This window comes from Cribrihabitans marinus (assembly GCF_900109035.1).
In the GTDB taxonomy this organism is placed as follows: Bacteria; Pseudomonadota; Alphaproteobacteria; order Rhodobacterales; family Rhodobacteraceae; genus Cribrihabitans; species Cribrihabitans marinus.
Window position 1 is genome coordinate 1 of the sequence record NZ_FNYD01000025.1, and the last position, 10,422, is coordinate 10,422.

General features: G+C 58.5%; 9 protein-coding genes. 1 reads left to right on the plus strand and 8 read right to left on the minus strand.

The window, feature by feature from the left end:
• Nucleotides 1-56: 56 nt before the first annotated feature.
• From BMX57_RS20105 to BMX57_RS20140, 8 genes are all read right to left on the minus strand, one after another.
• On the minus strand, nucleotides 57-269 hold the full coding sequence (locus BMX57_RS20105) for a hypothetical protein (protein ID WP_244892212.1): 213 nt from the start codon (nucleotides 267-269) through the stop codon (nucleotides 57-59).
• Nucleotides 270-817: 548 nt separating this feature from the next.
• Nucleotides 818-1,939 carry a Gfo/Idh/MocA family protein gene (locus BMX57_RS20110; protein ID WP_229724308.1) on the minus strand — a complete coding sequence of 374 codons (1,122 nt, stop codon included), beginning with the start codon at nucleotides 1,937-1,939 and terminating at the stop codon, nucleotides 818-820.
• Between the two features lie 85 nt (nucleotides 1,940-2,024).
• Nucleotides 2,025-3,029 carry an ABC transporter ATP-binding protein gene (locus tag BMX57_RS20115; RefSeq protein WP_092371667.1) on the minus strand — a complete coding sequence of 335 codons (1,005 nt, stop codon included), beginning with the start codon at nucleotides 3,027-3,029 and terminating at the stop codon, nucleotides 2,025-2,027.
• A 7-nt stretch (nucleotides 3,030-3,036) separates the two neighbouring features.
• Nucleotides 3,037-4,071, minus strand: coding sequence for a zinc-binding dehydrogenase (locus BMX57_RS20120; RefSeq protein ID WP_218142448.1), 1,035 nt, complete (start codon nucleotides 4,069-4,071; stop codon nucleotides 3,037-3,039).
• A gap of 25 nt (nucleotides 4,072-4,096) precedes the next feature.
• A complete protein-coding gene (locus BMX57_RS20125) occupies nucleotides 4,097-4,915 on the minus strand; it encodes a carbohydrate ABC transporter permease (RefSeq protein WP_092371670.1) in 819 nt (272 codons plus the stop codon).
• Nucleotides 4,912-5,769 carry a carbohydrate ABC transporter permease gene (locus tag BMX57_RS20130; protein ID WP_092371673.1) on the minus strand — a complete coding sequence of 286 codons (858 nt, stop codon included), beginning with the start codon at nucleotides 5,767-5,769 and terminating at the stop codon, nucleotides 4,912-4,914. Before BMX57_RS20130 ends, BMX57_RS20125 begins: the two co-directional genes overlap by 4 nt.
• A 63-nt stretch (nucleotides 5,770-5,832) precedes the next feature.
• Nucleotides 5,833-7,113 carry an ABC transporter substrate-binding protein gene (locus BMX57_RS20135; protein WP_092371676.1) on the minus strand — a complete coding sequence of 427 codons (1,281 nt, stop codon included), beginning with the start codon at nucleotides 7,111-7,113 and terminating at the stop codon, nucleotides 5,833-5,835.
• 54 nt (nucleotides 7,114-7,167) lie between these two features.
• Entirely contained in the window at nucleotides 7,168-7,986 is an 819-nt protein-coding gene (locus BMX57_RS20140) for a sugar phosphate isomerase/epimerase family protein (protein ID WP_092371679.1), read from the minus strand.
• A 103-nt stretch (nucleotides 7,987-8,089) separates the two neighbouring features.
• On the opposite strand from BMX57_RS20140, the gene BMX57_RS20145 reads away from it, so the two are divergent.
• Complete coding sequence (locus tag BMX57_RS20145) at nucleotides 8,090-10,018, plus strand: extracellular solute-binding protein (RefSeq protein ID WP_143057967.1); 1,929 nt, start codon at nucleotides 8,090-8,092, stop codon at nucleotides 10,016-10,018.
• Nucleotides 10,019-10,422 lie beyond the last annotated feature (404 nt).

Consider the following 10,422-nt stretch of genomic DNA (forward strand, 5'->3'; position numbering starts at 1 on the left):
ACGGTCATCCCAGAAGCCGCATCGACGATCTCATGCCCTGGAACTTTGCGGCCGCGTCAAGCCGCGCCGCGTAGGGGATCGCCGAGGCGCTTACGCTCGTCTCTGAGGTTCAGTAGAATGTGATGCTCAGTGAACACGTCTTCTGGCATGCGGTCCGGCTTAGCTTGGAAGTACCGTACAGACATGAGGCCCGCCGCAGAAACATGTTCCATATCGTCGCTGTTGAGCAGCGGAAGTGACGGATAGATTTCGGCGTATCTGCGGGGCATGCTATTTGTCCTTTTACGGAAGGGTAGCACACCGGCCGCCGAGAAAAAGCCGCGGGCTCTTCTCGTGCTTTTTGTCAGTTCGTATTGATTGATTCTGACCCTTGGAATCCGCCGCGCTTAAACTTCACCGCTGCTCACGTGCAAGATAACTTTCAACGCGGGGATTTGGACCAATTGTCAGCTTTACAATGAACGAAGAGAGAAGAAGCGCTTCACACAAATCGTGGTTGTTCGCTTTGAGTTCAGTCAAAGCCGTACAGGCCGTTTATGTCAATTTCCGGTTGTCCCGCGTCTCGATATCTGAGCAGTTTTCAGGAAAAGTGTGGCCTCAGTCTACGTGGAAAGGCAGCTGCGAATGGCTGGTTCGGCGACCTACGCCGCAACGCAACAACGAACGTGCGGCAGACGCGAACAGATGCTGCGGCAGCGAAGAACGAGAAACCAATGTCAGTTTTGTCCCGCATCTCGGTCACAGCCCCGTTCTTCGTCAGGGACTGCTCACAGTCGAAGCTGCCATTGGCACAGGGATCGATTTATAGGTCCGGAGCCTAGCCAAACGCGACCCATTTCGCGCCCGCCGCGCTTGAGGCGACGGCCACGGCGACAAAGCGCATACCCTCTAGCCCGTCGGCTAGGCCGGGCAGTTGATTCCCCTGGGACGTCCCACGAATTACGCCAGCAAATTCTCGGTAAAGGGTCGCAAAGGCTTCGAAATAGCCCTCGGGATGCCCCGGCGGAATGCGGTGGCCTGCAATCGGAATATCAGCACCGGCGCTGCCCCGCGTGAGGCGCTGCGTTGGTTGACCGAATTCGCTGACCCAAAGGGTATTCGCATCGCTATGGCGCCATTCCAACCCGCCACGGTCACCGTATATCCGGATCGCGATGCCGTTTTCGTTGCCCGGCGCGACCTGACTGGCCCACAGCATGCCGCGCGCGCCACCCTGGAACCGCAGCATCATGTGGACGTTGTCGTCAACTTTGCGACCCGCAACGAAGATATTCAGATCGGCGCTCACGGCCTCGAGTTCTAATCCGGACGCAAAGCGCAGCAGATTGTAAGCATGGGTCCCAATGTCACCGATGCATCCGCCGGGGCCTGCCTTGGCCGGATCGGCCCGCCAATCCGCTTGCTTGTTGGAAAGCGGTTCGGTCAGCCAATCCTGCGCATATTCTACGTGCGCGACCCTCAAGGTCCCAAGCCGCCCTTCGGCGACAAGCGCCCGCGCGACCCGGATCATCGGATAGCCAGTATAGTTGTGACTCAGAAGGAACCGCGCGCCGTTTTTCGGCTTGACCTCTGCAAGTGAATTCGCTTCGGCAAGCGTCGCGGTCAGCGGCTTGTCGCAGATTACGTGGATCCCGGCTTCAAGAAATGCTTTCACCGGGGCGGAATGCATGTGGTTAGGCGTCACGATTGCCACCGCTTCAATGCCGTCATGTCTCGCCGCCTCGGCCTTTGCCATTGCATCAAAGTGTTCGTAGGCGCGATCGGGCGCGATGCCCAGCGCTTCGGCCGAACGCCGGGCAACCTCGGGACGCGACGAAAGCGCGCCAGCCACAAGATCATATTCCCCGTCGAGCCGCGAAGCAATCCTGTGAACGTAGCCTATAAATGAGCCTTCGCCGCCGCCGACCATGCCGAGGCGGATGGGTTTTTGCGCTGCCATGCGCGTCTCCTGGGCGGGCGGATCGCCGCCCGAATGTTGGTCCGAGCCGCTGAGGCGTCGGCGATTCATTGAAATGCAATCGCGCTCACACTGCCTGTGGTCGCCCGGCTGCGTCGAACAGATGGTATTGTCGCCTAATCGGGGCGACCGACAACCGGGTCCCCGGCGCGACGCCTGCTGTGCCGGATTGGCGCACTGCCAGCGGTTCGTCCTCGCCGATGTCGATGTAGACAAAGCTGTCGGAGCCGAGGTTTTCGGCATGAATCACTTCACCCGACCAGACACCGTCATTGGTAATCTCAAGGTGTTCAGGGCGCACGCCGACGTGCGCTGCCTTGAACTTTTCGGCGTGCCGACCGGTCATGACGTTCATCTTCGGCGATCCGATGAACTGGGCCACGAAAAGCGAGGCGGGCTTCTCATATAGTTGAATCGGTGCGCCAACCTGTTGGATTTCGCCATCCTTCAAAACGACAATACGGTCGGCCATGGTCATCGCCTCAACCTGATCGTGGGTAACGTAGATCATCGTCGTGCCCGGAAGCTCGCCGTGAATACGCGATATTTCGAGACGCATTTTCAGGCGCAGGGCAGCATCCAAATTTGAGAGCGGTTCATCGAACAGAAACACCTTCGGATCGCGCACAATGGCGCGGCCGATGGCAACCCGCTGGCGCTGACCCCCGGATAGCTCTTTTGGTTTACGGCCCAGGTAGTCGGTCAGGTGAAGCATATCGGCGGCCACCTTGACCATCCGATCGCGTTCGGCCTTTGGCGTTTTGTTCAGGCGCAGCGAATAGGCCATGTTGTCGGCGACCGTCATGTGCGGATAAAGCGCGTAGGTCTGGAACACCATCGCGATGCCGCGCTTGGCCGGCTGAACGTCATTCATCCGTGCGCCGCCGATTTCCAGCGTGCCTGAAGTGATTGATTCCAAACCAGAAATAGCGCGCAACAGTGTTGACTTGCCGCAACCCGAGGGGCCGACAAAAACAATGAACTCGCCGGACCGGATGTCGAGATTGATGTTTTTCAGAACCTGCGTGGCGCCGAAGCTCTTGTTCAGGTCGGAAATGCGGATATCGGACATGGGGTTTCTACCTCACAAAGACGGCTTTTTCCGTCTCTCGGTTATCAAACATGCGGAACGCGGTTTCGGCTTCTTTCAAATCGAACGTGTGCGTGGCGAGCCGCTCAAGGTCGATCTTGTGGCTTTTGATCAGGGCCAAGATGTCGGCGTATTCGTCGATGCTGAAGTACCACGAGCCAAAGACTGTGAGCTGCTTTCGGATCATGTGGTCCGAAGTCTTGATCGTCGTCTCGCGGTTTTCGCCGACAAGGGCGATGCGCGCCATCGGGGCGGCTGCATCCAACGCCATGTTGTGCGCCGCCGTCTGGCCGGAACAGTCGATTGCGCCCGACAGACCCTCGCCACCCGAAAACTCGCGGACCTGGTCCAGCGCATTTGGCGCAGTCGGGTCCAGAACCAGATCGGCGCCCAGGCTTTCAGCGAATTCCCGGCGTTCGGCAATCGGGTCCAACGCGACGACGCGCCCGCCCATCGCCTTGGCGGCCAGCGTCCCTGCCGCACCCATCGGGCCAAGCCCCCAAATGCCAATCGTCGAAAGCCCGTTCACGCCGACTTTGCGGCAGGCAGAAAACAGCGTGCCGAATGCGTCGGTCGAAATTGCTGCGGCCAGGTGCGACATGCCTTTGGGCGTCTTCAACAAGTTGCGCGCTGGCACCCGCAAAAACTCGGCATTGCCGCCGTCCATGGTGAAACCCAGGCATTTCCACTTGGCGCACAAGTAATGGATGCCGACCCGACAATGGTGGCACACCCCACAGCCCACTGCCAAATAGACGGCCACGTTGTCGCCCTCAGCGAATTCGGTTACCGCCTCGCCAACCTTGACGACTGTGCCAGCGGGTTCATGGCCACAGACAAACTGGTTGGAATCACCGCCCGAGATCACGGCATTGCCGTAATACAGCGAAAGATCCGAGCGGCAGATGCACGAGGCCTTGATTTCGACCAGCACCTCGTCGGGCCCCGGCTCGGGCACCAAAACGGCGCGGACATCGACCTGTTTGTTGCCGGGCAGGAAAACGGCAGTCATGTTGTTGGGCATGGTTTTGTCTCCAGGATTTCAGGGGTCACTTCACCGCGCCAGCCGACAGGCCGCGGACGAAAGACCGTTGCATAATAAGAAACAGCACGACGATCGGTGCGAAGGCGATCAGTCCCGCAGCGGCGATGCCGCCATAGTCGACGCCATAGCGTCCCTGCAGGCTGGCCGCGCCGACGGTGATCGGCTTCAGCGTTTCGGTCTGAAGGACGACCAGTGGCAGCAGGTACTCCTGCCACGAGAACAGGAACACGATCAGAGTAAGCGACATCAGACCGGGCCGCGCGATAGGAACCACGATGCGAATGAACGTCCCGAACAGGGTCGCGCCGTCCATCGTCGAGGCCTCGATCAGCTCGTCAGGAATTTCCTGCATAACTGTGCGCATCATGAATACCGAGAACGGCATCAACAGCGCGGCCTGCGGAAGAATCACACCGATCTGGTTGTCGATCAGTCCCAGCGTCTGAAGGTTGCCATATAGTGCCACGATCACCGACGGCGCCGGAACGACGAGACCGGCGAGGAACAGCGCAAAAAGTCCTTCGCGCCCGGCAAACCGCATCTTGGCAAAGGCAAAACCTGCCAGCGGCGCTGACAGCAGCACCAGCACGGTGACGGCCGCCGAGATCTTCAGCGAGTTGAAGAAATAAGCTGCAAAGCCGCTTTCCCGCCAGACGCGAAGAAAATTGTCGATGTTGATCGGCCAGGGCAGCGCGAGCGGGCCAGAGAACAGGTCCGCTTCGCTGCGCATTGACGCAAGCAGCACAAGATAGACCGGAGCCAGTGCGTAGGCCGCGAAAAGGATCAGAACGAGAGTCTGGATATGGCGTGACGTTTTGCTCATTTTGCCCTCAACAGGAAGTAGCTGATCGATGAAATGGCCAGCACGATGGCCAGCAACACGACCGACAGCGCGGCGGCATAGCCGAAATCGCCTACAAGGAAGAAGGTTTTGTAGATGTGGGTCGTCAGAACCTCGGTCGCGTAGCCTGGTCCGCCTTGCGTGGTGACCCACACGAGGTCGAAAAAGCGCATCGCCTCAATCGCTGCGTATAGGCCAAGAAACAGCGTGGAGTTCTTCAGCAACGGAACCGTGATGTCGCGAAACTTGCGGCCCCAGCCTGCGCCGTCGATTTCTGCGGCTTCGTAAAGCGAGGGGTCGATGGACTGGATCGCGGCAAGATAAATGACCACGCAGAAACCGAAGAAGGTCCAGGCGCCGACCACGTTCAGCGACAAGAGCGCGGTCTCGGATTGCGCCAGCCACGCCCCTGTCCAGCCGCCAAGGCCGACTGACTCCAGCATATAGTTCAGCAGACCGAAGATCGGGTTGTAGATCCAGCCCCAGATGATCCCTGCGACGACCAGCGGGATGGTGCGGGGGATAAAGTAGATGGCGCTCATCCAGCGGATCACGTGCTGATTGCGCTCGGCCAGTATTGCCGCAAGCAGAAGTCCGGCCATCAGCGGAAAGGCGAGGGTCAGAACCACCCAGATCGCATTGTGGCTGAGTGCTGCCCAGAACACTGTATCGCCGCCCATACGCTCGAAATTGGAAAGTCCGGCGAAATCGCCGATGATCCCCTGGTCCCATTCGAAAAGGCTGTAGCCGACAACCTGCGCGATCGGCAGCGCTACGAAAGCGACGTAAAGCACCAGCGCGGGCAGCAGGAAAATGTAGGCGGTTCGGTCGGACATTAGCGTCGGTCTCCGGTGGGTGTTGAACGGCAGGCCGCCAGCGTGCGGCCTGCCGTGGCCAGGTCAGGGAATCCAGCGTTCGCCGTTGGCGATGGCGGTTTCCCACGAGGCCTGCATCGCTGCCAGGAATTCGTCTGCCGTGACTTCGCCGCCTACCAGCCGCTGAAGCTCGGGGTAGAGCACCTGCGTGACACTTTCGGGCAACGTGGTGTGCAGATCGTAGAAGTTGCTGTCGGGCGTCGCGAGACCGGCGGCGAAGAATTCCTGCACGATCGGGTCGGCACCCCATTCGGCCAGTTCATCGGGCGTGGTGCCGATCGGAACGGTATGTCCTTTTTCAACCCAGACCTGGCGGCTTGCGTCGCTTGTCAGGCAATCGAGATACGCGGCGGCGGCGTCTTTCACCGCCTGATCGGCACTCGCCGACATCTGCCATTGCGAGCCTTCGCCCCACATCGTGCCGGCCGGAACACCGTCGGCAATTGGCGGCAGCATAAAGACCCCAAGGTCGATCCGTTCGGCGCCGCGGATCATGTCCTGCAATACCCAAGTGCCAGTGATCGTCATCGCCGCCCGTCCGGACAGGAACAATGCGTTTGCCTCGTCATAACCGACGCCGTTAAAACCGCGCGGGAAGTACTCGTCGTTTGCCCAGGCCTGAAACGTTTCGGCGGCCTGTTTGAATGCCGGGTTTGTCCAGGGCTCGTCGCCGAATAACACGGCCTGCTCCGCTTCAAGACCCGCGGTGAGCCCCAGGATCAGGCTGAACGTGTTGGTGGCCGGCCAGCGGTCGCGGTTGCCGAACGAGACCGGGATGATGCCTGCCGCCTTGAAAGTCTCGGCGGCGGCCTGGAATTCTGCATAAGTGGTGGGCAGTTCGACACCGTGTTCGGCGAACAGTGCTTTGTTGTAGTAGACCCCCATCAGATCCTGCTCCATCGGCAGGGCGTACAGATGGCCGTCGTGCGAGTTTCGGCCCCGGTAGAAGTCGTTGACGTGGTCCCAGCCGTATTGCTCGTAATAACTGTCCAGCAGAGCAAGTGCTCCCACGCGGGCGTAACCGGCCAGAACCGATGCCGCCGGCCAGGTATAGGCAAGGTCCGGCGTCTTGCCGGCGGAAACCGCCAACCGATAACTGTCGCGGATGCCGATTGAGGGCGCGATTGTGCGCAGAATGGTCGCGCCGCCCAGCGATGGCTGGCAGGTGGCGATCAACTCGTCCATCGCCGGCCCGGCGGCCGAGATTCCGGATTGTGCGAACTGGTCCCACTGCGTCACGATGGTTTCCGCCGTTGCGGTCGATGCGACGGTCAGACCCGTCGCAAGTGCAAGAATCGTCTTCATTTCTTTACTCCCTCGGTTTGATTACCCCCAGCCACACGGACGGGGGCGTGCGTGTCAAAGAATGGATTTCAGATAGTCGTGGGCGCGACGCGCCATGTCATCGGGTTCGACGTTGCGGCGGTTGAAGCCGATCTCCATCGTCAGATAACCGTCGAACTTGTTGTCGCGCAGCGCCTCGATCAGCGAGACGTAATCGACAACGCCGCTGCCCGGCGGTTCGCGGTTCACGTCGGCCAGATGGATGTGCTTCAGGCGGCTGCCCAAACGGTGCACATAGTCGGTCGGCACCTCGTTGCGGTACAGCGTATGGAAGGTATCGAACATTGCGCCGACATTCGGGCGGTCGACTTCATCCATCATCTGGATCACGTCGTCGCAGCTGTCGACCAGATTGCTGTCGGCAGACGTCGGTTCGACAGCAATTATCAGGTCATTGGCATAATCAGCGATCTTTTCCAGCGCGGCGCGGCTGTATTCCCATGCCTTTGGTCGCGAGGTGCCAAAGGCTTGCCAGCCGGCGACGTACATCAATGTCGGTGCGCCCCATTCTCTGCAAAGGTCGGCGACCTTCTTGTACTGATCGATTGCGGCGTCGCGCTCTGCCTGATCCGCCGAGGCGACATTAAAGCCCGCCCCGCCGCCCGGTGCCGGCAGCATCGAAGAACAGGCAATGCCGGTGTCGTCGAGAAGCTTGCGAATCTCGCGGCGTCGCTCTGGCGAAATGTAGTCAGGATAGGCATGCGGCGCTGCGGCACCGATTTCGATCCCGTCATATCCAATGCGTGCTAGACGTTTGATGACCTCATCCAACGGATATGCTGGCACCCACACCGGAAAGCTGGAGTAGACCCAAGTGTTGAAAGACAATTTCATGATTTCCTCCGATATCCGACCCATTGGACTGGCGTCTTGACAGGGCAAGCGCCTTAATTTCCGCAATAGAATAAAGGTTTTGATTGCGCTCCGAAGACCGCAGTTGTCCAGCTTGGACATTTCATTGCGGCCGCGGCACGACTTTCCATTTTGGCTCAAATATGATCTCACATTGGAGGTGAAGTTGTTCCGATCAGCAACTCACCCGGCCAAAATGTCGACCTTGGATACAATCTGCCGCATGTCTAAAAAAACCTTTGCACGCCGCGCGCGCCACGCAAATCGACCATCGGCCAGGCCGGAAGGTCCATACGAAACCGAAGGTCAGGGCGTCACGTCGGGATATCCGATCCGCGACGAACAGATCCGTTTTGTCGATTTTGTTGCGCGGCTGTATGAGGATGCCGAGTCGCTGTTGCAACTCAGCGGCGGTCAGCGCGAAATGCGGATGATCCTGTATTTGGTTACCTGCCATTTTGACGGCATTCCGGTAACTAGCTCGTCGCTCGCAGCGGCCTCGGGGCTGACCTATGGCACCGCGCGGCGCACAATAGACGCCCTGACCCAACGCGGCAGCATCGTGCGGCGCGACAAGACGGCGTCGGGGCGCACCCAGACACTGCATCCTTCGGATGAATTGTTAAAGCAATGGCGACACTTCGCCTATCGTGGCCAGGCGTCTATGAAAATCACCATCAATCGTAGCGAAAAACGTCGCCACAAACCGCCTGATCCCGCTGGGGTGGTGTTGCCACCGCCGGCGGTGCTGAAGACTAAATTGTCACTTGGGCGGGGCTTGCGTGTCTTGGTGCATGCAGATCCGACTTTCATGGCGATGCAGAATCTCAAACGCCAGTTCGAAATGATACTGGGCACCACCATCAACAGCCGCGCCCATTCGATTGACCGGCTTCGTTCCGAAATCGTTGAAAACAGCAAACTGGAAGTGTCCAAGTTCGATATCGTTGCGGTCGACCTGCCCTGGTTTGGAGAGATGGCAAGTGCCAACCGGCTCCTTCCGCTGGGGCCGTTGATCGCGGAATCGGACTTCGATCAAGCCGACATCTATCCAGACGCCCTTACCAGTTCGTCGTGGCAGGGCATGCAATACGGTGTCCCGATAATGACTTCGGCCGAACTGTTGGTGTACCGCGAGGACTTGCTGGCCGAAAAAAACATGCAGCCGCCAAAAACTATTAAACAGACCCTTAGCACGGCGCGGGCAATGCACAGTAGAAAGGACAACATTGCGGGAATTGCCTGGAACGGTGGCAGGGGAACGCCCATCGGCCACACCTTCCTGATGGTCATGAGTGCGTTTGGGCAGCCAGTGCTGAACCTGAACCAAACCGCCGACGGTTTTGATGCCGTTCGCGTAAGTCCCGAAAATCTAGAGCCTATGTTCCATACACCCGCTGCACGGGAGACCGTGGAATATCTGGAAGAGCTTCTGCACTTTTCGCCACCGGAAATTCTACGCATGAACTGGTACGATCGCGCGCTTGCCTTTGCCGAAGGGCGCGCCGCTATGGCCTATTCCCACTCGCTGCTAGCCCCTATTTACGAGTTGGACCCTGCGTCACCGGCGCACCAAAAGACCGGTTATGCGCCTCATCCAACCGGCCCGCTGGGTCGGACGATAGTTCCAATGGGTGGATACTCACTGGCAATTCCGGCCAATATCGACCCAGACCGCATCGGAGACGTATGGTTAGCTTTGCAAACCATGACTTCGGCTTCCTCGGCCAAGCTGTACCTAACAAATGGAAGCCTCTCCAGTCCGCGTGTAAGCGTCAGCCGCGATCCTGAAGTATCAGCGCTTTCTCCGATGGTCTCGGCGGTTGATCGCCTTGCTGCCCAAGGATATCTGAGGGCCTGGCCTCGCCCGTCTGTGCCAGGCATCTCGGATGTTGTCGCTGTGGCCGGCGAAGAGATTCACGACATCCTTCGGGGCGACAAAACCATCAAACAAGGTTTGGAAGCTGCTCAAAACCGGGTTGTTTCGCTGATGCATTCACGCGGATTTGGCTAACGTCTTCGCACGCAGATCAGATGCTTTACTTGAACTAGTTGAGCGCGTCGTAGTAGGAGGTATGGTTCACATTCTTGGATTTTGTGGGTGGCCAACTCCTCACGTACACCTGTTACCATACTGGCATTACACAAGGAATCCGAATGGTGTATTGGTGTTATCAAGCTGGTCCTGAACCTAAATCACCAACCTTGCATTGGTATTGTACACTGCGTGGTCTATTGGCTGAGAAAAGACAAAACCCAAACCGATCAGCAGGAGCAGAGAGTAGCTTAGATCACGCCAGATATTGTCCAAGGATCGGGGAGTATGTATGAACTGCCTTCCCCTGCAAGTGATTTTTCGATGCGCCGCTGACCCTGCTTCTATGTATTCGGTCTTTCTTTGGAACCATTTGATTTGCC

What these genes read in the sequence shown, in the direction of transcription:
- BMX57_RS20125 (WP_092371670.1), bottom strand. Translation starts at nt 4,915, where the DNA reads ATGAGCAAAACGTCACGCCATATCCAGACTCTCGTTCTGATCCTTTTC.
- BMX57_RS20115 (WP_092371667.1), bottom strand. Translation starts at nt 3,029, where the DNA reads ATGTCCGATATCCGCATTTCCGACCTGAACAAGAGCTTCGGCGCCACG.
- BMX57_RS20120 (WP_218142448.1), bottom strand. Translation starts at nt 4,071, where the DNA reads ATGCCCAACAACATGACTGCCGTTTTCCTGCCCGGCAACAAACAGGTC.
- BMX57_RS20105 (WP_244892212.1), bottom strand. Translation starts at nt 269, where the DNA reads ATGCCCCGCAGATACGCCGAAATCTATCCGTCACTTCCGCTGCTCAAC.
- BMX57_RS20130 (WP_092371673.1), bottom strand. Translation starts at nt 5,769, where the DNA reads ATGTCCGACCGAACCGCCTACATTTTCCTGCTGCCCGCGCTGGTGCTT.
- BMX57_RS20135 (WP_092371676.1), bottom strand. Translation starts at nt 7,113, where the DNA reads ATGAAGACGATTCTTGCACTTGCGACGGGTCTGACCGTCGCATCGACC.
- BMX57_RS20110 (WP_229724308.1), bottom strand. Translation starts at nt 1,939, where the DNA reads ATGGCAGCGCAAAAACCCATCCGCCTCGGCATGGTCGGCGGCGGCGAA.
- BMX57_RS20140 (WP_092371679.1), bottom strand. Translation starts at nt 7,986, where the DNA reads ATGAAATTGTCTTTCAACACTTGGGTCTACTCCAGCTTTCCGGTGTGG.